General features: G+C 71.5%; 18 protein-coding genes. 7 read left to right on the top strand and 11 right to left on the bottom strand.

The window, feature by feature from the left end:
- Positions 1–6: 6 nt before the first annotated feature.
- The 4 genes from glcF to aceB are packed head-to-tail and all read right to left on the bottom strand — an operon-like array spanning position 7 to position 5,735.
- Complete coding sequence (glcF, locus tag INTCA_RS04160; RefSeq protein WP_013491679.1) at positions 7–1,419, bottom strand: glycolate oxidase subunit GlcF; 1,413 nt, start codon at positions 1,417–1,419, stop codon at positions 7–9.
- Positions 1,420–2,694 carry an FAD-binding oxidoreductase gene (locus tag INTCA_RS04155; RefSeq protein ID WP_013491678.1) on the bottom strand — a complete coding sequence of 425 codons (1,275 nt, stop codon included), beginning with the start codon at positions 2,692–2,694 and terminating at the stop codon, positions 1,420–1,422. It lies immediately after the preceding gene.
- Positions 2,694–4,151 carry an FAD-linked oxidase C-terminal domain-containing protein gene (locus INTCA_RS04150; protein WP_013491677.1) on the bottom strand — a complete coding sequence of 486 codons (1,458 nt, stop codon included), beginning with the start codon at positions 4,149–4,151 and terminating at the stop codon, positions 2,694–2,696. The genes INTCA_RS04155 and INTCA_RS04150 overlap by 1 nt, the downstream gene beginning before the upstream one ends.
- 3 nt (positions 4,152–4,154) lie before the next feature.
- Entirely contained in the window at positions 4,155–5,735 is a 1,581-nt protein-coding gene (aceB, locus tag INTCA_RS04145; RefSeq protein WP_013491676.1) for a malate synthase A, read from the bottom strand.
- A gap of 220 nt (positions 5,736–5,955) precedes the next feature.
- Here aceB and INTCA_RS04140 point away from each other — a divergent pair, with 220 nt between their 5' ends.
- Positions 5,956–7,140 carry an NAD(P)/FAD-dependent oxidoreductase gene (locus INTCA_RS04140; RefSeq protein WP_013491675.1) on the top strand — a complete coding sequence of 395 codons (1,185 nt, stop codon included), beginning with the start codon at positions 5,956–5,958 and terminating at the stop codon, positions 7,138–7,140.
- A gap of 231 nt (positions 7,141–7,371) precedes the next feature.
- Here the strand turns inward: INTCA_RS04140 and INTCA_RS04135 are convergent, their stop codons facing one another.
- The 4 genes from INTCA_RS04135 to INTCA_RS04120 form a co-directional block, all read right to left on the bottom strand.
- Complete coding sequence (locus tag INTCA_RS04135; protein WP_013491674.1) at positions 7,372–8,664, bottom strand: citrate synthase; 1,293 nt, start codon at positions 8,662–8,664, stop codon at positions 7,372–7,374.
- A gap of 217 nt (positions 8,665–8,881) precedes the next feature.
- Positions 8,882–9,775, bottom strand: coding sequence for a 5-oxoprolinase subunit C family protein (locus INTCA_RS04130; RefSeq protein WP_013491673.1), 894 nt, complete (start codon positions 9,773–9,775; stop codon positions 8,882–8,884).
- Complete coding sequence (locus INTCA_RS04125; RefSeq protein ID WP_013491672.1) at positions 9,772–10,470, bottom strand: 5-oxoprolinase subunit B family protein; 699 nt, start codon at positions 10,468–10,470, stop codon at positions 9,772–9,774. Before INTCA_RS04125 ends, INTCA_RS04130 begins: the two co-directional genes overlap by 4 nt.
- A gap of 7 nt (positions 10,471–10,477) precedes the next feature.
- Positions 10,478–11,245, bottom strand: coding sequence for a LamB/YcsF family protein (locus tag INTCA_RS04120; protein WP_013491671.1), 768 nt, complete (start codon positions 11,243–11,245; stop codon positions 10,478–10,480).
- 267 nt (positions 11,246–11,512) lie between these two features.
- On the opposite strand from INTCA_RS04120, the gene INTCA_RS04115 reads away from it, so the two are divergent.
- Together INTCA_RS04115 and INTCA_RS04110 are read left to right on the top strand one after the other, a co-directional pair.
- The gene (locus INTCA_RS04115) at positions 11,513–12,895 is read left to right on the top strand and encodes a hemolysin family protein (RefSeq protein WP_013491670.1); all 1,383 of its coding nucleotides are present in this window, start codon (positions 11,513–11,515) and stop codon (positions 12,893–12,895) included.
- Positions 12,892–13,911: a CNNM domain-containing protein gene (locus INTCA_RS04110; protein WP_013491669.1), complete on the top strand. Its 1,020-nt coding sequence runs from the start codon at positions 12,892–12,894 to the stop codon at positions 13,909–13,911. The genes INTCA_RS04115 and INTCA_RS04110 overlap by 4 nt, the downstream gene beginning before the upstream one ends.
- Positions 13,912–13,948: 37 nt before the next feature.
- On the opposite strand, the gene INTCA_RS04105 is transcribed toward INTCA_RS04110, so the two are convergent.
- Together INTCA_RS04105 and INTCA_RS04100 are read right to left on the bottom strand one after the other, a co-directional pair.
- Entirely contained in the window at positions 13,949–15,040 is a 1,092-nt protein-coding gene (locus tag INTCA_RS04105; protein WP_052337968.1) for a cation diffusion facilitator family transporter, read from the bottom strand.
- Between the two features lie 28 nt (positions 15,041–15,068).
- A complete protein-coding gene (locus INTCA_RS04100; RefSeq protein WP_013491667.1) occupies positions 15,069–15,809 on the bottom strand; it encodes a FadR/GntR family transcriptional regulator in 741 nt (246 codons plus the stop codon).
- 145 nt (positions 15,810–15,954) lie between these two features.
- Between INTCA_RS04100 and INTCA_RS04095 the strand changes: the two genes are divergently transcribed.
- Genes INTCA_RS04095 through INTCA_RS04080 form a run of 4 tightly spaced genes read left to right on the top strand, consistent with a single transcriptional unit; the run spans position 15,955 to position 20,619 of the window.
- Complete coding sequence (locus INTCA_RS04095) at positions 15,955–17,721, top strand: L-lactate permease (RefSeq protein ID WP_013491666.1); 1,767 nt, start codon at positions 15,955–15,957, stop codon at positions 17,719–17,721.
- The gene (locus INTCA_RS04090; protein ID WP_013491665.1) at positions 17,718–18,479 is read left to right on the top strand and encodes a (Fe-S)-binding protein; all 762 of its coding nucleotides are present in this window, start codon (positions 17,718–17,720) and stop codon (positions 18,477–18,479) included. The genes INTCA_RS04095 and INTCA_RS04090 overlap by 4 nt, the downstream gene beginning before the upstream one ends.
- Positions 18,476–19,978, top strand: coding sequence for a LutB/LldF family L-lactate oxidation iron-sulfur protein (locus INTCA_RS04085; protein WP_013491664.1), 1,503 nt, complete (start codon positions 18,476–18,478; stop codon positions 19,976–19,978). Before INTCA_RS04090 ends, INTCA_RS04085 begins: the two co-directional genes overlap by 4 nt.
- On the top strand, positions 19,975–20,619 hold the full coding sequence (locus tag INTCA_RS04080) for a LutC/YkgG family protein (RefSeq protein ID WP_013491663.1): 645 nt from the start codon (positions 19,975–19,977) through the stop codon (positions 20,617–20,619). Before INTCA_RS04085 ends, INTCA_RS04080 begins: the two co-directional genes overlap by 4 nt.
- Positions 20,620–20,685: 66 nt before the next feature.
- Here the strand turns inward: INTCA_RS04080 and INTCA_RS04075 are convergent, their stop codons facing one another.
- Entirely contained in the window at positions 20,686–21,513 is an 828-nt protein-coding gene (locus INTCA_RS04075) for an energy-coupling factor ABC transporter ATP-binding protein (RefSeq protein ID WP_013491662.1), read from the bottom strand.

Here is a 21,513-nt window from a genome sequence, read left to right as displayed (position 1 = left end):
GGTGAATCAGGAGCGGGTCTCGCTGGGTGGGACGCCGAGGCTGGCGGGGTCGCCTCCTCGGATGGAGGCATCGAGAACCTCCACGATGTGGGCGAGCGCGATGCGGCGGCCGCTGCGCTCGAGGGACGAGGCCACCTGCATCAGGCAGCCGGGGTTTGCGGTGACGAGGAGCGGCGCCTCGGTGCTCAGCACGTTGGCCGCCTTGCGGTCGCCGAGCTCGCGCGCCGGCGCCGGATGCAGGACGTTGTAGATGCCGGCGGAGCCACAGCAGATCTCTGCCTCCGGGATCTCCCGGAGCTCCAGCCCCGGGATGCCGCGCAGCAGCTCACGTGGCTGTGCGCGGATGCCTTGGGCGTGCGCGAGGTGGCACGCGTCATGGTAGGCGATGGCCATCGGAAGCGGGTGGCGGGTCGCGACGGGTCCGGCCTGGACGAGGATCTCCGAGATGTCGCGGACCCGGCCGGCGAACCGCCGCGCGCGCTCGGCGTACGCCGGGTCGTCGGAGAGCAGGTCGGCATACTCCTTCATCGAGGAGCCACACCCGGCGGCGTTGACGACGATGCTGTCCACCCCGGCACGCTCGAACGTGTCGATGAGGGCGCGGGCGAAACGCTGGGCCTCGTCCTCGCGCCCGTTGTGCACCGACAGGGCGCCGCAGCAACCTTGGGAGGCGGGCGCCAGGACCTCGAAGCCCTCGGCGGCGAGGACGCGCGCGGTGGCGGCGTTGACACCGGGGAAGAACTCGCGCTGCACGCAGCCGAGGAGCATCCCGACCGTGCCGCGTTTGGTGCCCTGCGCGGGCGTGCGCTCGGGCACGGGCTCACGGTTCTCGAGCGGTGGCGCCAGAGCCTCCATCGAGGCGAGCGTCGGAGAGAGCCGGTCGAGCACGCCGGTGCGTCGGAGCAGGCGGGACAAGCCGGTCTTCTGGTGCAGGCGCAGCGGCCCACGGAGGGCCCGCAGCCGCTTCGGGTAGGGGAAGACCGCGAAGATGGCGGCGCGGAGGGCCTTCTCCCGCCGCGGACGCTCGTGCCGTCGCTCCACCTGGGCGCGGGTCGCCTCGATGAGCCGGTCGTACTGGACGCCTGACGGGCAGGCCGTCACACAGGCCATGCAGCCGAGACACGCATCGAAGTGCTGGACCATCGAGGGCGTCATCGGCTCGCCCTGCAGTCCCTCGTTCATGAGGTAGATCCGCCCGCGCGGCGAGTCCATCTCCTCGCCCCAGAGCGCGTACGTCGGGCAGGTGGGCAGGCAGAAACCGCAGTGCACGCAGTCCGCGACGAGCTCGGCCGACGGCGGCCGGTGGGCGTCGAAGGCCGGGGGCCCGGACTGGACGGGCGTCAGCGACAGCCTCTGGTCGGTGCCCAACGTGCCGGTGGGCGTCGACACCGGGCCAGGTCCGCTCTCGGGCGTGCTCACCTAGATCCCTCCCACGAAGCGGCCGGGCGCCAGACGACGCTCGGGATCGAACTGGCTCTTGAGCGAGCGCATGAGGCCGAGGGCCTCCACCGGGCCCCACACGTCGAGGCCGTCGCGGATCACGCCAGGAGCCTCGAGGACGACGGCAGAGCCGCCGAATGTTCCTGAGCCGGCGCGGACCCGGTCGAGGAACTGCCGCACGCCCTCGGCGAGGTGGCTCCCGTCAGCGTCCGCACCACCGTCGGTGCCGTCAGCGCGCGAGAGGCCCAGCAGGGCCGTGCCGACCACCGGGCTTCCCCGGAACCGCACCTGCAGACCGGTGTCAGCCGCGGCCTCGTCGACGGTCTGGAGCAGGCTGCCGAGCCGGGAGATCTCGTGCGTCACCTTGATGAGCACCGCGCTGTCGCTGTCCGGCTCCGTCCCCCACCACGCCGGGGGTGTCTCCGCCTCGGTGGCCCCAGACCCCATCAGGCGCAGCATCTCTGTGGCTCGCTGCTCGACCCCGGGCGCGGTGCCCTCCACGAGGACGCTGACGGACGAGCCGTCGGCGGCCCGGTCGAGCTCGACCGACGAGATCGCGAGCTGCGAGTCGGCAAGGGAGGACACGAGCGCCTGGGTGCCCTCCGGCTCGCCCGCGGGGCAGCTGATCCAGCGCTGGGCGCCCGGGACGGGGTGGAGACGGAAGGCGACCTCGGTGATCACACCGAGCGTGCCGAAGGAGCCGGTCAGGACCTTGCCGAGGTCGTACCCCGCGACGTTCTTCACGACCTTGCCACCCGCGTGGGCTGCCACGCCGTCGGCGCGCACGAAGCGGACGCCGATGAGCAGGTCGCGCACGGCGCCGTGGAAGAGCCGTCCGGGCCCGGTCGACGCCGTGGCCACGGCACCACCGAGGGTGCCGCGCCGCGGCGGGTCCACGCCCAGCCGCTGCCCGGCGGGGGCGAGATCGGCCTGGAGCTCGTCGAGCGTGCGCCCGGCGCCGGCGACGACGACGAGGTCCCCAGCCGCGTGCTCGACGACCTCGCTCATCCGGGTCGTGTCGACGACGAGGTCGACGGACTCGGGCGGCGCACCCCAGGCGAGCTTGGTGCCGGCCCCCCGAGCGACGACGGTCAGCCGCTGCTCTGCCGCTGCCGTCAGCAGCGCCGAGGTCTGCGCCGTCGACCCGGGGCGGGCGACCCAGCGTGCGGGGACGCCGGCGACGAGATCGTCTGCGGTCGCCTCGGCCGCGTGGCCGTCGGTCGCCGCCTTGAGGGTGTCGAGGATCGCGGTCATCAGAACAGGTCCGCCTTTCCGGCCGCGACGAGCGGGTGCGGCCCCCGGTGGCGGCCCGGGACCTCCCCGCAGAGGCGAGGCGTCGGAAAGACCTTGCCGGGGTTGGAGATCGATGTCGGGTCGAACGCACAACGGACGAGCTGCATGGTGTCGAGGTCGTCGTCGCTGAACATCCGGGGCATGTACTTCGCCTTGTCCGAGCCGACCCCGTGCTCGCCGGTGATGGAGCCGCCGTGCTGGATGCAGAGGTCGAGGATCGCACCGGAGACCTCCTCGGCACGGTCCGCCTCGCCCTCGTTGGCGTCGTCGAAGAGGACGAGGGGGTGCAGGTTGCCGTCGCCGGCGTGGAACACGTTGGCCACGCGAACCCCGGCGTCGCGCGAGATCTCCGAGATGCGCCGGAGCACTTCGGGCAGAGACGTCCTCGGGATGACGCCGTCCTGGACGATGTAGTCGGGGCTGATCCGCCCGACGGCCGCGAAGGCAGACTTCCGTCCCTTCCAGAAGAGGGCCCGCTCGACGTCGTCAGCGGCGATCCGGATCTCGAAGGCGCCGTTGGCCCGACAGTGGCCCTCGACGTCGTCGAACTGGTGCGCGACCTCCGAGGCAGGCCCGTCGAGCTCGACGATGAGCACCGCGCCCGCCCCGGCGGGGTAGCCGCACTGCACGGCGGCCTCAGCGGCCTCGATGGCCAGGGCGTCCATCATCTCGATGGCCGCCGGGATGACGCCGGCACCGATGATCGCTGACACGGCGGCCCCGGCCTGGTCGGTGTCGGGGAAGCCGGCGAGCAGGGTCCGGACCTCCTCGGGGCTGCGGGTCAGCCGGACGGTGGCCCGGGTGGCGATCCCCAGGGTCCCCTCCGACCCCACGACGGCGCCGAGCAGGTCGTAGCCGGGCGCGTCAGGGGCCTTGCCGCCGATGTGGACGACATCTCCGGCGGGCGTGACGAACTCGACACCGGTCACGTGGTTCGCGGTGAACCCGTACTTGAGGCAGTGCGCCCCGCCGGAGTTCTCGGCCACGTTGCCGCCGATCGAGCAAACCTGCTGGCTCGACGGGTCGGGGGCGTAGTAGTAGCCGGTCGGCTGCGCCTCGCGGCTCAGCTGGAGGTTGATGACGCCCGGCTCGACGACCGCGCGCTGGTTGCCGGGGTCGATCTCCAGGATCCTCCTCATCCGGGACATCACGATGAGCACGCCGTCCGCGCGGGGCAGCGCACCCCCGGACAGTCCCGTCCCAGAGCCTCGAGCGACGAAGGGGATGCCGTGCTCGGCGCAGGAGCGGACCGTCGTCGCGACGTCCTCGGTGTTCTCGGCGAGGACGACGAGGGCCGGCGTGACCTTGTAGTGCGCCAGGCCGTCGCACTCGTACGTCCGCAGCTCCTGGTGGTCGGTGATCACCTTGTGGTCACCGAGAGCCCGCCGCAAGGGTCCAGCCAGGCCGAGCGCGTCCATGGGTCAGGGCATCCGCTCGTAGGCCGGCAGCGTGAGGAACTCGGCGAAGTCGTCGGCGACGGCGACCTCGAGGAAGGTGGAGCGCGCCTCGTCGTAGTCGGCAGGGTCTCCCGGCAGCTTGGCGACCTCCTCCTCGACCAACCGGTCGATGAGCTCGCGGGTGACCTTCGTGCCCGTGTCGAGCTCGACGTCGTTGTGCAGCCACTGCCACACCTGCGAGCGGGAGATCTCGGCCGTCGCCGCGTCCTCCATGAGGTTGAAGATGCCGACCGCACCGGAGCCCTTGAGCCACGTGTGGAGGTACTGGACCCCGACGCTGATGTTGTTCCGCAGGCCGGCCTCGGTCACCGTCCCGGGGGTCGCCTTCACGTCGAGCAGCTGCTCAGCGGTGACCTCGACGTCCTCCCGCTTCTTGTCGATCTGGTTGGGCCGGTCACCCAGGACCTTGGTGAACGCCTCCTTGCAGAGCTCCACCATGCCGGGGTGAGCCACCCACGACCCGTCGAAGCCGTCGTTCGCCTCGCGGGTCTTGTCGTCGGTCACCTTCTGGAACGCGGCCTCGTTGACCTCCGGGTCGCGGCTCGGGATGAACGCCGCCATCCCGCCGATGGCGTGGGCACCGCGCTTGTGGCAGGTCCGCACGAGCAGCTCCGTGTAGGCCCTCATGAACGGCACGGTCATGGTCACCTGGTTGCGGTCCGGCAGGAGGAAGTCGCGCCCTCGCGTGCGGAACTTCTTGATGACGCTGAAGATGTAGTCCCACCGCCCGGCGTTGAGGCCCGAGGAGTGGTCCCGGAGCTCGTAGAGGATCTCCTCCATCTCGAAGGCGGCCGGGTAGGTCTCGATGAGGCAGGTGGCGCGGATCGTGCCCTGCGGGATGCCCACGTGGTCCTGCGCGTGGACGAACACGTCGTTCCAGAGCCGGGCCTCCAGGTGGCTCTCCATCTTCGGCAGGTAGAAGTAGGGACCCTTCCCGGCGTCGATCTGGCGCTGGGCGCAGTGGAAGAAGTAGAGACCGAAGTCGACGAGCGAGCCGGACATCGGCTCACCGTCGACGAGGACGTGCTTCTCGGACAGGTGCCAGCCGCGGGGGCGGACGACGATGGTCGCCAGCTCCTCGGCGGGGCGCAGGGCGTAGGACTTGCCCTCGTCGCTCGTGTAGTCGATCTTGCGGTCAAGGGCGTCGATGAGGTTGAGCTGGCCCTGGACGACGTTGTCCCACGTGGGCGTCGAGGCGTCCTCGAAATCGGCGAGCCACACCTTGGCCCCCGAGTTGAGGGCGTTGATCGTCATCTTGCGGTCGGTCGGGCCGGTGATCTCGACGCGGCGGTCGACGAGTCCGGGCGCCGGCGGGGCGACCTGCCAGTCCCCCTCGCGGACCTCCTTGGTGTCGGGGAGGAACTCGAGCTGGTGACCCGCGACGAGCTGCTCGTAGCGCACCTCCCGCGCCCGGAGGAGCTCCAGACGTCGCGCGTCGAACGCCCGGTGCAGCGAACCGAGGAACTCGATCGCCGGCTCCGTGAGGATCTCCGCGAACCGTCCGCCGCTCTCGGCCGTGATCTGCACGCCTTCGGTCACTCTCATCACCCGTCCTGGTCAGTCTTGGTCAGTCTTGGTCAGTCTTGGTCAGTCTTGATCCGTCATGGCCTTCCGCATCGCGGAATTCTCTTTCTGCCATACGGACGACGCCGACGTTAGTCAAGGAGCCCGGCGTGCGTCAACGGTCTCTTGCCCGCGCATGTCCAGACGCGTACCCACGGCTGGAACCGGTCGGCCGTCCGTCGATCCGTGGTTGAGTGACGCGGTGACATCCCGCGCAGCGCCGACCCGGTACGACGTGGTGGTCATCGGTGGCGGGATGGCGGGCGCGTCGGCGGCTCACGAGCTTTCCCTGGACCACTCGGTGCTGCTCGTGGAGATGGAGTCGACTCTCGGCCACCACGCGACCGGGCGCTCGGCAGCCATGTACCTCGAGACCTACGGCGGCCCGGAGGTCCGCGCCCTCACCCTCGGGAGCCGCCCGTTCCTCGAGGACCCACCCGAGGGTTTCGACCGGCCGCTGATGTCGTCTCGCCCGCTTCTTCAGGTGGCCCGGCCCGGCCGGGGAGAGGTCATCGACGCCCTCCACGAGCAGGTCCGTCACCTCGTCCCCGCGGCGAGGGTCGTCGACGCCGTCGCGGCCGGGCTGCTGTGCCCGATCCTGCGCCCGGGAGCCGTCGCCAAGGGCCTCCTCGAGCCGGACGCGATGGAGCTCGACGTCCACGCCATTCACCAGGGCTACCTCCGGGGCCTGCGGGCGCGGGGCGGGACGGTCGTCCGCAGCGCCCGGGTGGCGCACCTCGAGCGCAGTGGCGACACCTGGGTGGTCCACACAGCTGCAGGTCCCGCGGCGCGCGGTCGCATCGTCGTCAACGCCGCGGGTGCCTGGGCCGACGAGGTGGCCGTCGCAGCCGGAGCAGCACCGGTTGGGCTGACCGCGCGGCGCCGCACCGTCTTCACGATCGGGGCCGGACACGTCACCGGCAGCGACCGGCTCCCGCTCCTCTACGACGTCGACGAGTCGTTCTACGTCAAGCCGGAGGGCCGGCAGCTCCTCTGCTCGCCGGCCGACCGGACACCGGTCACGCCGGGCGACGCGAAGGCGGACACCGTGCAGATCGCACGCGCCCTCGACGAGATCCGCGCCTTCACGACGGTTGACGCCCGCTCCGTCCTCACCTCCTGGGCCGGACTGCGCACCTTCGCGCCCGATGAGCAGTTCGTCATCGGCTTCGACCCGGTGGCTCCGGGCTTGTTCTGGTTGGCGGGCCAGGGCGGCTACGGGATCCAGACGGCGCCGGCGACCGCCCGGCTCGCCGCCACCCTCGTCCGCGGCCAGGCTGCTCCTGACGACCTCGTCCAGCTGGGACTGCATGCCGCAGCCGTGTCACCCGCCCGCTTCCACTGGCGGACAGCGGCCCCCTCCCCGCCTGGCCGCAGGGACGGATGACGCAGCCAGAGCCCACCACAGAGTCCACCCATGCAGGCGAGGGCCCCATCCGCCCGCGAAGGTGCGTCATCCGTCCCAGCCGCATCGGGGTTCCGCCGCCTCGTTGCGGTCGACGGGAGGAGACGGAGCCAGCCGTATGCCGCTGGGCCGGCTCAGCGGCATACCGCTGAGTCGGCAGGCGGCTCGGACGGCGCCGAGGGGATGGAGGTCAGCGCCCCCGCGGACGGCCGCTCAGCGGCGACCTGCCGGCACGTAGTCGCGCTCGGTCGGGCCGACGTACAGCTGTCGGGGCCGGGCGATCTTCAGGTCCGGGTCGGCGATCATCTCGCGCCACTGCGCGATCCACCCCGGCAGCCGACCGAGCGCGAAGAGCACCGTGAACATCTTCGGCGGGAAGCCCAGCGCCCGGTAGATCAGGCCGGTGTAGAAGTCGACGTTCGGGTAGAGCTTGCGCTCGAAGAAGTAGTCGTCGGACAGGGCCTGTTGCTCGAGCTCGAGGGCGATGTCGAGCAGCTCGTCACGCTGCCCCAGCCGCTCGAGGACCTGGTCGGCCGTCCGCTTGATGATCGCCGCACGCGGGTCGTAGTTCTTGTAGACCCGGTGCCCGAAGCCCATGAGCCGCACGCCGGTGTCCTTGTCCTTCACCTTGCGCACGAAGCTCGCGACGTCGCCACCGTCTGCCTTGATCGACTCGAGCATCGTGAGCACCGCCTGGTTGGCCCCACCGTGCAGCGGGCCGAAGAGCGCGTTGATACCTGCGGAGACCGAGGCGAACAGGTTGGCGTGGGAGGAGCCGACCATCCGCACCGTCGAGGTCGAGCAGTTCTGCTCGTGGTCGGCGTGGAGGACGAGTAACTGGTCCAGGGCGTTGACCTTGACGGGATCGAGCTCGTAGGGCTCGGCCGGGAAGCCGAAGGACATCCGCAGGAAGTTCTCCACCAGCGACAGGTTGTTGTCCGGGTAGAGCAGCGGCTGGCCCATGCTCTTGCGGTGTGCGTAGGCGGCGATGGTCGGCAGCTTGGCGAGGAGGCGGACCGTCGAGAGCTCGACCTGCTCCGCGTCGAAGGGGTCGAGGCTGTCCTGGTAGAAGGTCGAGAGCGCCGACACGGCCGAGGAGAGCACGGGCATCGGGTGCGCGTCGCGCGGGAAGCCGGCGAAGAAGCTGCGCAGGTCCTCGTGCAGGAGCGTGTGCCGGCGGATCCGGGCGTCGAAGGCGTCGAGCTCGGCCTCGGTCGGCAGCTCGCCGTAGATGAGCAGGTAGGCGGTCTCGAGGAAGGTCGAGCCCTCCGCGAGCTGTTCGATGGGGTAACCGCGGTAACGCAGGATCCCGGCGTCGCCGTCGATGTAGGTGATCGCCGACCGGCAGGAGGCCGTGTTGACGAAGCCCGGGTCGAGCGTCACCCGGCCCGTCTGGCCGAGCAGCTTCGACACGTCGTAGGCATCGCTGCCCTCCGTTGCGTGGAGAACCGGGAGGTCCAGCTCTTCGTGGCCGTTCACTACTGCCTCGTGCGTCTTCACACTCATGAGAACTCCGGACCTCCTCCACCTGGCTCCGATGCCAGGCCATTGCTGCGAATGGACCAACCCTTTCGAAATTACCCCGGGGGGTATCTTGAGGAGGTCGGCGGAGCGCGTGGGACCGGTCACACCTCACGTCCGGGCGTGCACGCCGCCGACCTGCCTCCTCTACCTGCCCACGCTAGGCAACTCAGCGGCGTACGGGCTGGCGGTGTAAGCGGGGTCACGAAGGGAACGCCCGATGTGGATGCAAGCTCTCCCACCGGAAGCGGACTGGCTGACCAGGCTGCAGCTGCGCCGCGCGGTCGACGTGGGCGGAGCGGACGACGCCGATGACCGGGTAGCCCCCGGTCACGGGGTGGTCGTTGAGGAACAGGACGGGCAGCCCGCTGGGCGGGACCTGGATCGCGCCGCGGACCATCCCCTCGCTGGGCAGCTCGATATCACGCCATTCCGTATGCCGCTCGATCGGCTCCCCGTCGAGGCGGAGCCCCTTGCGGTCGCTGCGCCCCGAGACGATCCACTCCGCCTGCGCCAGCCGCTCGGGCTCCGCGAACCAGTCCCGGCGCGGCCCCGGCAGGACGGCGAGCTCGACCGTGCCCGAGGGCGGGGGCGCCACCGCGGCATGGTCCACGTGCGGGAGCCCCTCGGTGCGCTGTCCGATCCCGAACACCTGGCCCGCCCGGACCGGCTCCGGCCCGAGTCCGGACATCGTGTCGGTGGACGCCGAGCCGAGGACCGTCGGAACAGCCAGCCCCCCGCGGAAGGTCACGTAGGTGCGGAGCCCGCTCAGCGGCATACGGAGCGAGAGGACCTGCCCGTCCCGGAGAGTGAACGGGGTCGCGTGGGCTTGCACTCGGCCGTCGACGTCTGCGGGCGACGGGGCGCCCGTGAGGCACACGACGACCTCGCCATGGGCCCGCAGCCGGAGCCCCCCGAACGTGACCTCGAGGGCTGCGGCGCCGTCGACATTGCCGACGAGGCGCCCGCCGAGGCGGTAGGAGCCGACGTCGGCAGCCCCTGCCCGGCCGACCCCGACGGCGAGGTGGCCCACCCGGCCGAGATCCTCGACGAGGGTCAGCGGACCGGGCTCGATGATCTCGATGTGACGAGTCATCGCCCCACCTCGACGAACCGCACCATGCTGCCCGGCGTGAGCAGGGCCGGCGGCTCCCGGTCGGCGTCCCAGAGAACGACGTCGGTCGTTCCGATGAGCTGCCAGCCCCCCGGCGATGCACGCGGGTAGATCCCGCTGAACTTTCCGGCCAGGCCGACGGATCCGGCCGGGACGCTGGTCCGCGGGTCCGGCCGGCGGCTCACCTCGAGCCGCGGATCACCACCCACGAGGTAGGCGAAGCCGGGGGCGAAGCCGCCGAACCCGACTCGCCACCGGGTCGCGGTGTGCGCGGCGACGACGGCCTCCGGGCTCAGTCCGGTCAGAGCGGCGACGTCGGCCAGGTCCGGACCGTCGTACCGGACCAGGATCTCGATGACGCGCCCCTCCCCCGGGGCCTGCCCGAGCCGTGCCCCGGCGGCCGCGGCCCGGACCGCCCTGTCCAGCGCGGTGAGGTCAGTCGTCGGCCGGGCCACGACGAGCAGGGTGCGCGCGGCCGGGACCAGGTCGTCGACCTCGGCCCAGACGCCCTCGCCCGCCTCGGCGAACGGCGCGAGAGCGGCGTCGATCGCGAGGACCGCGTCGATGTCGTCGGTCTCGACGAGGATCGCGGCATCGCCCATGGGCAGGAGGCGCACTGGCGGGTGGAGGGATGCCGGCGAAGGTGCTCCCTCGATGGGCGGACGGACGTCGGTCATGGCGCGCCTATCTGGTGAAGGGGGCCATCTCGACGCCCTCGGCCGTGAGGGCGTCCCGGACCGCCCGGGCCAACTCGACCGCACCGGGCGAGTCGCCGTGCGTGCAGATCGAGTCCGCCTGCACCTGCACCTCGGTCCCGTCGATGGCGGTGACCCGCCCATCGGTGACGAGCCGGACCATCCGGGCCGCCACCTCCCGCGCGTCGTGCAGGACGGCGCCGGGGAGACCTCGAGGGACGAGATGCCCTTCCGGCGTGTAGGCACGGTCGGCGAACGCCTCGACGACGGTGCGCAGGCCCGCCGCGGCGGCGATCCGGAGGAAGGCCGAGCCCGGCAGCCCCAGGACGGGAAGGCCGGCATCCAGCGCCACGACCGCGGCGACCACGGCCGCGGCCTGCTCCTCGTGCGTCACGACGGCGTTGTAGAGGGCGCCGTGCGGCTTGACGTACTCCACCCTGGTCCCCGCCACCCGGCACAACGCGTCGAGCGCCCCGACCTGGTAGATGACGTCGGCGGTCAGCTCGTCCGGGTCCATGTCGATGAAGCGGCGGCCGAAACCAGCCAGGTCGCGGTACCCGACCTGGGCGCCGACGACCACACCTCGCTCCGCGGACCGGGCGCAGGTGCGCCGGAGCGTCAGGCTGTCCCCCGCGTGGAAACCGCACGCCACGTTGGCGCTCGTGACGATCTCCAGCATCGCCTCGTCGTCGCCGAGCCGCCACGTGCCGAGCGACTCGCCGAGGTCGGAGTTGAGGTCGATCCGCCGGGTGCCCATCGTCGCGCCCCTCACGCCCAGAGGCCAGCTCGTCGTGGCCACACCCCACCGACGATAACGCCAGCCTCCGCTCCGGGAGCCGGCTCAGCGGCATACCACCGGGTTCGGTGTGGCTGGGCACGTCGGGCTCTGCGACGATGGCCACGGAGGAACTGATGCCCGGGGCGGGTCGTTGGCCCACCGTCCCAACCCACGACCGAAGCGAGCCATGGACCCCTCTGCCGATCGCCGTCACTCGTCCCTGCCGACGCAGCGGACGGACCCTGCATGAGCCCCCTGCTCTCCCTCGGCGTCGGGCTGGTCGTCATCGTTCTCATCACCGGGGCGACGGGCTACTTCGTCGCCCAGGAGTTCGCCTACATGGCGGTCGATCGCTCGCGCCTCGGCGCCCAGGCCGCGTCGGGCGACGAGGTCGCCGGACGAGCCCTGCGGGTGACCCGCCGAACCTCGTTCATGCTGTCCGGAGCGCAGCTGGGGATCACGGTCACCGGCCTGCTCGTCGGCTACGTCGCCGAGCCGCTCATCGGTGAGGCGCTCGGCGAGGTCCTCGGCTGGAGCGGGGTGCCGGCTGGCGTCGGCATCGCCGTGGGCACCGTCGTCGCACTCACCGTGTCCACCATCGTCCAGATGCTCTTCGGCGAGCTCGTGCCCAAGAACCTCGCCATCGCGCGGTCCGAACCGGTCGCCCGGAGCCTCTCCCGGTCGACGCTCGTCTACCTCAAGGCCTTCGGCTGGCTCATCTGGGTCTTCGACCAGGCCTCCAACCTGCTCCTGCGTGCCCTGCGGATCGAGCCGGTGCACGACGTCGAGCACTCGGCGACCCCGCGGGACCTCGAGCACATCATCGCCCGGTCCGGGCAGACCGGCGACCTACCCCCCGACCTGACCGTGCTGCTGGACCGCATCCTCGACTTCCCCGAGCAGGACGCCGAGCACGCGATGATCCCGCGCACCCGGGTCGACGTCGTGCACGAGCGCGACGAGATCGGCACGGTTCGGCAGCTGATGGCGACCGGCCACTCCCGCTACCCGGTCCTCGACCGCTCCGGCGACGTCGTGGGCGTGGTGCACCTCGACGACGTCCTCTCGACGGACGTTGCGCTCGTCCGTCCCGTCGGGGGGCTCGCCCGCCCTCCGGTGCTCGTCCCGACGATGATGCGCCTTCCCACGGTGCTGACCGAGCTCCGCTCGACCGGCGACAAGCTCGCCTGTGTCGTCGACGAGTACGGCGGCTTCGCCGGCATCATCACCCTCGAGGACCTGGCCGAGGAGCTCGTCGGCGAGATCACCGACGAGCACGACCCCGACGCCCCGAACGAGCCCGTCGTCGACGACGACGGCACGTGGGTCATGCCCGGCGACGTCCACGTCGACGAGGCCGAGCGGGCCCTCGGCCGCGAGCTGCCCCAGGGGGACTACGAGACGGTGGCCGGGCTCGTCATCGCCCAGCTCGGTGACCTGCCGGACGTCGGCGCGACCGTGCGGATCGAGCTCCAGCCCGACCCGGCCGATCTCGTGGCCGACGACGACCCGCGTCCGCGATTCGTCACGGCCGAGGTGCTCGAGGTCGAACGGCACGTGCCCTCGCTGCTGCGACTGACGATCGACGACCCCAGCACCACCGCCCCCCGGCCGGAGGACGACCGATGAGCCTCCCCGTCATCATCACGACCGTCGTCATCATCGCCCTCAGCGCCTTCTTCGTCGCCGTCGAGTTCGCCCTCATCGCCGCGAAACGACACCGTCTCGAGGATGCGGCCGGCTCGAGCCGGGCCGCCCGCGCTGCGCTCCGAAGCGCCAACGAGCTGACCCTGCTCCTCGCGGGGTCGCAGCTCGGCATCACCATCTGCACCCTCGCTCTCGGCGCGATCACCAAACCCGCCGTGCACCACTGGCTCACACCGGCGCTCGAGAGCTGGGGGCTGCCGCTGCTCGCCGCGGACGTCGCGGGTTTCGTCCTGGCGCTCGCCATCGTCACGTTCCTGCACCTCGTCGTCGGAGAGATGGCCCCGAAGTCGTGGGCCATCGCCCACCCCGAGCGGTCGGCCACCCTGCTGGCCCTCCCGATGCGCGGCTTCATGTGGCTGACCCGCCCGGTGCTGCGCTCGCTCAACTCGAGTGCGAACGCGATCCTCCGACGGTTCGGGGTCGAGCCGAGCGACCAGATCGCCACGGGTCAGGACCCCGAGGCGCTGCTGCACCTCGTCGAGCACTCGGCGAACGTCGGGGCCCTCGACGCGAGCTACTCGATGCAGCTGACCAGCGCCCTCGAGCTCGAGACCCTGACCGTCGGAGACCTCGTCGGGCCTCAGCAGGCCCCCGTCATGGTGGCGCCCACGGCCAGCGCGGCGGACCTCCGGCGAGCCACCCTCGAGTCGGGGCACCTGCGGATCCTCGTCGGCACCGACCGAGCCGTCGAAGGGGTCGCCCACGTGCGGGACACGCTGGCGGTCCCCTCGGAGCGGCCGGTCCGGTCCGTCATGCGGCCCGTCTTCACCCTCTCCCCCGAGACCCCGGTCTATGCGGCGCTGCGACGGATGCGCGAGACGAGCACCGAGCTCGCCGTGGTGACCGACGCGAACGGCGCCGTCGGCGTCGTCACCCTGGCCGACATGCTCGGCCGCCTCTTCCCGGAGCCGGAGGAGACCGCGGCCACCGCCGGCTGAGTGCGGTTGACGGCGGTTGACGGCGGCTCCCGGCGGCTCAGGCCACGTCGACGTGGTGCGCCAGGAGGCGGTGCTGGGCGTCGCCGTCCGCACCGGCCGGGCTGACATGGACCGAGACCCGCGCCAGCCTCGGGATGTGATGGAGCAGCCGGTGGTGGGCCTCGATGGCGATCCCGTGCCCCGCGACGACCGAGAGCGCCGGGTCGACCGAGACCTCGGCCTCGGCGTGCACGCGGTGCCCGATCCACCGCAACCGCACGGACTCGACGTCGACGACGCCGGGGGTCGCGGCCAGGGTGCGCTCGGCGAGAACGACGAGGGCCGGGTCGACGGCGTCCATCAGCCGGCGGTAGATGTCTCGTCCGGCACCCTTGAGGACGAAGAGGATGGCGACCGTGATGAGCAGGCCGATGACCGGGTCGGCCAAGGGGAAGCCGACCATCACGCCCACCGCGCCGAGGACGACCGCGAGCGAGGTGAAGCCGTCGGTGCGGGCGTGCAGTCCGTCTGCGACGAGGGCGGCCGACCCGATCTGCCGACCGACCCGGATGCGGTAGAGCGCGACGAGCTCGTTGCCCGCGAAACCGATCAGGCCCGCGACGACGACCACCCACGGATAGGTGAGCGGCTGCGGGTCGACGAGCCGCCGGACCGACTCCCACCCGGCCAGGACCGCCGAGAGCGCGATCATCGCGACGATGAACACCCCGGCCAGGTCCTCGGCCCGACCGTAGCCGTACGTGTAGCTGCGGTTGGCCGGCCGGCGGGCCAGGACGAACGCGATCCACAGAGGCACCGCGGTCAGCGCATCGGAGAAGTTGTGGACCGTGTCCGCGAAGAGCGCCACCGAACCCGTGACGACGACGACCACGGCCTGCGCCAGGGCCGTCGCGAGCAGGGCCACGAGACTGATCTTGACCGCCCGGATGCCCTGGGCACTCGACTCGAGGGCCGGGTCGACCGAGTCCGCAGAGTCGTGGCTGTGTGGACGAAACACCTCCCGGAACCAGGCGAGCGGTCCGGTCCCATGCTCGTGCTCGTGGTCGTGGTCGTGCTCGTGGTCGTGCTCGTGGTCGTGGTCGTGCTCGTCGTCGTGGTGGCCGTGCCCGGTCCCTTCGAGGGCGCTCATGCGCCTCAGCATAGGGAGGCGGGAAGCCTCAGATGGGGTCGGCCGCGGTGAGGGTCTGCCACGCGGAGCGGATGTGCGCCTCGACGGCCTGCTCGGCGTCGTCGGCGCGGCCGTCCACGATCGCGGCATAGATCGCCTCGTGGTCGCGCCGCAAGACCTGAACGACGTCCTCCCAGGCGTCGAGACGACGGAAGCGGTCGAGGATCGGCAGCCGCATCGACTCGCGGATCGCGACCGTCATGTCCGCGGCCAGCAGGTTGCCGGCGGCCGCGGCGATGCCCACGTGGAAGGCGGTGTCGACGTCGTTGAACCGCTCACGGGTGATCCCGGGCTCGCGCATCGCGTCGACCTGCCGCTGCAGCTCGTCCAGCTGGTCGGCCGACGCATGCTTGGCGGCGAGGCGAGCGCTCAACCGCTCCAAGCTGATCCGCACCTCGACGACGTCAGGCAGGGGGAAGTTCGCGAGGGCCACGTGCAGCCGGAGCAGGCGGGTCAGCGCATGGGCCGAGACGGACGTGATGGTCGTGCCGGCCGTCGCCCCGGTCCCGACCGCGGACCGCACGACCCCTTGGGCCTGAAGGGTCCGGACCGCCTCGCGGACGGCTGCCCGGCTCACCTCGAGCAGCCGCGCCAGCTCGCGCTCGGGCGGGAGGTGGGCACCGACCTCCAGCTCACCGGTGAGGATCCGCTCGTCGACCCAGTGCAGGACCTTCTCGAACGCCTGGGGGCCGGCCCCCGGCTGCTCGTGGGCGGGCGCGTCGACTGGCACGGGAGAAGCATGCCACCCGGGGTACACCTACCGGAAGAGAGTGGTCTGACCTCTTGACAGCATCGCCGAGAGGGGCCTACTTTCAACCGCATCTCAGTGGTCTGACCACTGGCTCCCGCCCACCGTCGTGCACATCGGAGGACCTGTGACCGCCGCAGCCCTGTTGCCCACCGCTTACCAACCCGACATCGCCCCGGTCGCAGACAGCCTCACGGCGTCGGCCCTCATCGCGCTCCTGCCCCTGCTGACGGTCTTCCTCACGCTCGGGGTCCTGCGCTGGAAGGCGCACTGGGCCGGCCTGTCCGCCGTCGCGGTCGCGATCATCGTCGCCTGGCTCTTCTTCGAGATGCCCGTCGGCCTGGCCGCCCTCGCCGCGACCGAGGGCGCGGCCTTCGGGCTGTTCCCCATCATGTGGATCGTCTTCACCGCGATCGTGCTCTACCAGGTCACGGTCCGCTCCGGCCACTTCGAGGACCTGCGGGCGACCTTCCACCTCATCTCGGACGACCCGCGGATCCAGGCGATCATCATCGCCTTCTGCTTCGGTGGCCTGCTCGAGGCGCTCGCGGGCTTCGGCGCCCCGGTCGCCATCACCGGCGTCATGCTGATGGCCGTCGGGTTCTCGCCGCTGCGCGCGGCCGCCATCGTCCTGCTCGCCAACACCGCGCCCGTCGCGTTCGGCGCGATCGGCACCCCGATCATCACGGCGGGCACCCTGACGAAGATCCCCTACACCGAGATCGGCGCCTACGTCGGCCACCAGACCCCCGTCATCGCCCTCTTCGTCCCGCTCCTCCTCGTCCTCATGGCTGACGGGCGGCGCGGTGTGCGGCAGGTCTGGCCGGTCGCGGTCGTCGTCGGGCTGGCCTTCGCGGTGTTCCAGTGGTTCTCCGCCACCTACCTGTCCGTGGAGCTCACCGACATCATCGCCTCCCTCGGCGCCCTCGCAGCAGCGGTCGTCTTCCTGCGCTTCTGGCAGCCGCAGGGCCGCGAGGAGGCGCTCGACTCGCTCCAGGTCGAGCGCGAGCGCGACCTCGCCCTGGTCGGGGCCGGCGCCCCCGCCGCCTCCCGGTCCGGATCCGCCGGGGGCCACGCCGCCGAGCCGCTCGCCGTCGACGACCACCACGCCTCGATGGCCGAGCTGGACGCCCGGGCCCGGTCGCTGAATGCGGGTCGGATCACGATGGCGCTCTTCCCCTACCTGCTCGTCATCGTCGTCTTCGCGATCGCCAAGCTCATCCCCGCCGTCAAGGAGTGGCTCGGCGGAACCGACGTCAAGGTCCCCTGGCCCGGGCTCGCCGGCGAGGTCCTGACCCACTCCGGCAAGCCGAGCGCCGCCGCGACCTACACGTTCCCCTGGCTGAGCTCCCCCGGCACCATGCTGCTGATCTGCTCGCTCATCGTCGCGTTCGTCTACGGCGTCGGCCTCAGCGGCTGGGGCAAGGAGTTCGCCGCCACCGCCCACAAGATGCGCTTCGCCTTCCTCACCGTTGCCTCCGTCCTCGCGCTGGCCTACGTGATGAACCTGTCCGGCCAGACGATCACCATCGGCACGTGGATCGCCGGGGCCGGCGCGGCCTTCGCGTTCCTCAGCCCGCTCCTCGGCTGGATCGGCACGGCCGTCACCGGCTCGGACACGAGCGCCAACGCGCTGTTCGCCACGCTCCAGCAGACGGCTGCCCAGAACATCGGCATCGACCCGACGCTGCTCGTCGCCGCCAACACGTCCGGCGGCGTGGTCGGCAAGATGATCAGCCCGCAGAACCTCACCATCGCCGCGACCGCGGTCGGCCTGCTCGGGCGCGAGTCCGACATCTTCCGCAAGGTGGTGCCGTGGAGCATCGGCCTCATCCTGGTCGTGTGCCTCCTCGTCGGGCTCCAGTCCTCGGTCCTCGCCTGGATGCTGCCATGACCGCGCCGACACCCGCATCGGACCTGCGCATCGCCCTCTTCGCGACGTGCTTCAACGACACGATGTGGCCCGAGACACCGAAGGCCACGGTCCGGCTCCTCGAGCGCCTCGGGTGCCGGGTGGAGTTCCCGACGGAGCAGACGTGCTGCGGGCAGATGTTCACCAACACGGGGTATGCCGCTGACGCCCTTCCGCTCGTCCGCCGGTTCGTCGACGTGTTCGGGGACTACGACGCCGTCGTCGCACCGTCCGGGTCGTGCGTCGGGTCCGTGCGCGAGCAGCACCGGATGATCGCCGAGGGCGACGAGACGCTGATGAGCCGGGTCGACGAGGTCGCTCCCAAGGTCTACGAGCTGTCGGAGTTCCTCGTCGACGTCCTCGGGGTCACCGACGTCGGCGCGTACTTCCCGCACCGGGTCACCTACCACCCGACCTGCCACTCGCTGCGGATGATCCGGGTCGGGGACCGTCCGCTCCAGCTGCTGCGGGCCGTCCGCGGGATCGACCTCGTCGAGCTCCCCGGTGCGGAGGAGTGCTGCGGCTTCGGCGGGACCTTCGCGGTCAAGAACCCGGACGTCTCCATCGCGATGGGCTCCGACAAGGCCCGCAACGTCCAGGACACGGGCGCCGAGGTCGTCGTCGCCGGCGACAACTCGTGCCTCTCCCACATCGGCGGGATCCTCGGCCGGCAGCGGTCCGGCGTGCGCACCATGCACCTGGCCGAGATCCTCGCCTCGACCGAAGGAGACCCGGCATGACGACCCAACCGAGCGGGCCCGTGGGAGCGAGCCCAGCGGCATACGCCCCCCTGCAGGAGACCTCGCCGACCTTCGTCGGGATGCCGAAGTTCCCCAAGGCGGCCCGGGCGGAGCTGGCCAACGCGCAGCAACGCAAGAACCTGCGCCACGCCACGCACACGATCCGCACCAAGCGCGGCAACGTCGTCCGCGAGATCGACGACTGGGAGGCCCTGCGGGTCGCCGGAGCCGACCTCAAGGACGAGGCACTGACCCACCTCGGCGACTACCTCGAGCAGCTCGAGTCGAGCCTCACCGCCAACGGCGCCGTCGTCCACTGGGCGCGAGATGCGCAGGAGGCCAACCGGATCGTCCTCGACATCGTCCAGTCCAAGCACGTCGACGAGGTCGTCAAGGTCAAGTCGATGGTGACCCAGGAGATCGAGCTCAACGAGGCTCTCGAGGCGGCCGGCATCAACGCCTGGGAGACCGACCTCGCGGAGCTCATCGTCCAGCTCGGCCACGACCGGCCCAGCCACATCCTCGTCCCCGCGATCCACCGCAACCGCAGCGAGATCCGCGAGATCTTCCTCCGCGAGATGGGACAGGTCGGCCGGCCCGCCCCCGCGGACCTCACCGACGACCCACCCCGGCTCGCGGAGGCCGCGCGACTGCACCTGCGGGAGAAGTTCCTGCGCGCCAAGGTCGGCATCTCCGGAGCCAACTTCGCCATCGCCGACACCGGGACGCTCGTCGTCGTCGAGTCCGAGGGCAACGGGCGGATGTGCCTCACCCTGCCCGAGACCCTCATCTCCGTCGTCGGCATCGAGAAGGTGCTGCCGACCTGGGAGGACCTCGGGCCGATGCTCCAGCTGCTCCCCCGGTCGAGCACCGGCGAGCGGATGAACCCGTACACGACGATGTGGAGCGGCGTCCACGAGGGCGACGGACCGCAGGAGGTCCACGTCGTCCTGCTCGACAACGGCCGCAGCCACGTCCTCGGCGACCGGCTCGGGCGACAGGCCCTCCGGTGCATCCGCTGCTCGGCCTGCCTCAACGTGTGCCCGGTCTACGAGCGCACCGGTGGGCACGCCTACGGCTCGGTCTACCCCGGACCGATCGGCGCGGTGCTCAACCCGCAGCTGCGCGGGACCGCGAGCGACATCGACAAGTCGCTGCCGTACGCGTCCAGCCTGTGCGGGGCCTGCTTCGACGCCTGCCCGGTGCGGATCAACATCCCGGAGCTGCTCGTCGAGCTCCGCGGCACGGTGGTGAAGAATGCCGGCAACACCCCGGAGTCCGCGGCGATGAAGGCTGCGGCGTGGGTGCTCTCCGACCCGAAGCGCCTCGCTGTGGCCCAGCGAGCCGCGACGACGGCGGGACGTCTCACCGGCGGCAAGCCGCTGCGCTCGATCCCCGGCCTCGGGGCCTGGACCAATGCCCGTGACGTGCCGTCCCCGCCGAAGGAGTCGTTCCGGCAGTGGTGGGCCCGCGAGCGGGGGAAGGGAGACGGACGATGAGCGCGCGAGAGGAGATCCTCCAGCGGGTACGAGGTGCGGTCGCCGACGTGACGACCCCAGTGGGCCAGCGTCCTGTCGCGCCGGCCCGGACGATGCACGACCTGAGTGACGCCGGCGCCCTGGAGCTGTTCGCCGAGCGGGTGGCGGACTACCGGGCGACCGTGATCCGGGTGGCGACCGCTGACGTGCCCGCCACCGTCGCCGACGCCCTGGCCCGGCTGGGCTGCCGCTCGGTCGTCGTGCCGAGTGGTCTGGACCCGGCCTGGACGGCGGGCCTGGACGCGGCGGTCACCGTACTGCCCGAGGTGGAGGCGACCAGCCACGCCCAGCTCGACGCGGTTGACGCGGTCGTCACCGCGGCCAAGGTCGGGATCGCCGTGACCGGCACGATCATCCTCGACCACGGCCCCGACCAGGGCCGGCGCGAGCTCACCCTCGTGCCGGACACCCACGTCTGCGTCATCGGCGCGGACCAGGTCGTCCCAGACGTGCCCGACGCCGTGGCGCGGCTCCGGCCAGAGGTCGGGGCTGCGCAGCCGCTCACGTGGATCAGCGGGCCGAGCGCGACGAGCGACATCGAGCTGAACCGGGTCGAAGGCGTCCACGGACCGCGCAACCTCGTGGTCGTCATCGCGGAGTGACCTGCTGGACCGAGCAGCCGCACTGGTTTGAGGTGGACGGGCCGAGGATGTGCCGGCGCGTCCACCTCAAACCCGGAAGTCGGTGAGGGCTGCGACGAGGGACTCGAGGTCTCGCGGGCTCGGGGCACCACCCCGGGAGACGTCCAGGCGGTCGGCGAGCTCGAGCACCCAGGGCCGGCGCAACCGGGCGCGGGCCAGCAGCCCGGTGTCACCCAGGAGGGCGCCCGGATCGCCCTGGAGCACGCGACCGGCCTCGACGACGGCGACCTCGGTGGCCCAGGCCAGCGCGAAGTCGACGTCGTGGGTCGAGAGCAGGACGGTGGTCCCCCACTCCTCCAGGCGGTGCAGGGCCGTGAGCATCTCGTCGGCGCCCGTGGCGTCGAGCCCGGCGGTCGGCTCGTCGAGGAGCAGGAGGCAGGGCCGCATCGCGACCGCCCCGGCGATGGCGACGCGCTTGCGCTGCCCGAAGGACAGCTGGTGGGTCGGGCGCTCGGCCAGCTCGCGCAGGCCGAGCACCTCGAGCGCCTCGTCGACCCGGGACCGGACCTCATCCTCGGCGAGGCGGAGGTTGAGCGGTCCGAAGGAGACGTCACGGGCCACGTCGGCCGCGAAGAGCTGGTCGTCGGGGTCCTGGAGGACGAGCTGCACCTGCTGACGATGGGCCGTCAGGCCGGCTCTGCTGTGCCGCAAGGCATCCGGGCCGACACGAACCTGGCCGGCGTCCGGTCGCAGCGCACCGGAGAGCACCCGGAGGAGCGTCGTCTTGCCGGAGCCGTTGGCCCCGAGGAGCGCCAGCCGCGACCCGGGTCGCACGTCGAGGGAGGCAGCGCACAGGACCGTCCGTCCGCCGTAGGAGACGGTGACAGCGCGGGCTGCGAGGCTCAGGTGACCCAC

The sequence above is a fragment of the Intrasporangium calvum DSM 43043 genome (assembly GCF_000184685.1).
In the GTDB taxonomy this organism is placed as follows: Bacteria; Actinomycetota; Actinomycetes; order Actinomycetales; family Dermatophilaceae; genus Intrasporangium; species Intrasporangium calvum.
Note: the sequence above shows the minus strand (reverse complement) of the source record. Positions and strands in the feature narration are given on the sequence as shown.

Excerpts from the sequence above, each read along its gene's own strand:
- INTCA_RS04155 (WP_013491678.1), bottom strand. The coding sequence starts at position 2,694 with ATGACCGCGATCCTCGACACCCTCAAGGCGGCGACCGACGGCCACGCG.
- INTCA_RS04150 (WP_013491677.1), bottom strand. The coding sequence starts at position 4,151 with ATGGACGCGCTCGGCCTGGCTGGACCCTTGCGGCGGGCTCTCGGTGAC.
- aceB (WP_013491676.1), bottom strand. The coding sequence starts at position 5,735 with ATGAGAGTGACCGAAGGCGTGCAGATCACGGCCGAGAGCGGCGGACGG.
- INTCA_RS04135 (WP_013491674.1), bottom strand. The coding sequence starts at position 8,664 with ATGAGTGTGAAGACGCACGAGGCAGTAGTGAACGGCCACGAAGAGCTG.
- INTCA_RS04130 (WP_013491673.1), bottom strand. The coding sequence starts at position 9,775 with ATGACTCGTCACATCGAGATCATCGAGCCCGGTCCGCTGACCCTCGTC.
- INTCA_RS04125 (WP_013491672.1), bottom strand. The coding sequence starts at position 10,470 with ATGACCGACGTCCGTCCGCCCATCGAGGGAGCACCTTCGCCGGCATCC.
- INTCA_RS04120 (WP_013491671.1), bottom strand. The coding sequence starts at position 11,245 with ATGGGCACCCGGCGGATCGACCTCAACTCCGACCTCGGCGAGTCGCTC.
- INTCA_RS04115 (WP_013491670.1), top strand. The coding sequence starts at position 11,513 with ATGAGCCCCCTGCTCTCCCTCGGCGTCGGGCTGGTCGTCATCGTTCTC.
- INTCA_RS04110 (WP_013491669.1), top strand. The coding sequence starts at position 12,892 with ATGAGCCTCCCCGTCATCATCACGACCGTCGTCATCATCGCCCTCAGC.
- INTCA_RS04105 (WP_052337968.1), bottom strand. The coding sequence starts at position 15,040 with ATGAGCGCCCTCGAAGGGACCGGGCACGGCCACCACGACGACGAGCAC.
- INTCA_RS04090 (WP_013491665.1), top strand. The coding sequence starts at position 17,718 with ATGACCGCGCCGACACCCGCATCGGACCTGCGCATCGCCCTCTTCGCG.
- INTCA_RS04085 (WP_013491664.1), top strand. The coding sequence starts at position 18,476 with ATGACGACCCAACCGAGCGGGCCCGTGGGAGCGAGCCCAGCGGCATAC.
- INTCA_RS04080 (WP_013491663.1), top strand. The coding sequence starts at position 19,975 with ATGAGCGCGCGAGAGGAGATCCTCCAGCGGGTACGAGGTGCGGTCGCC.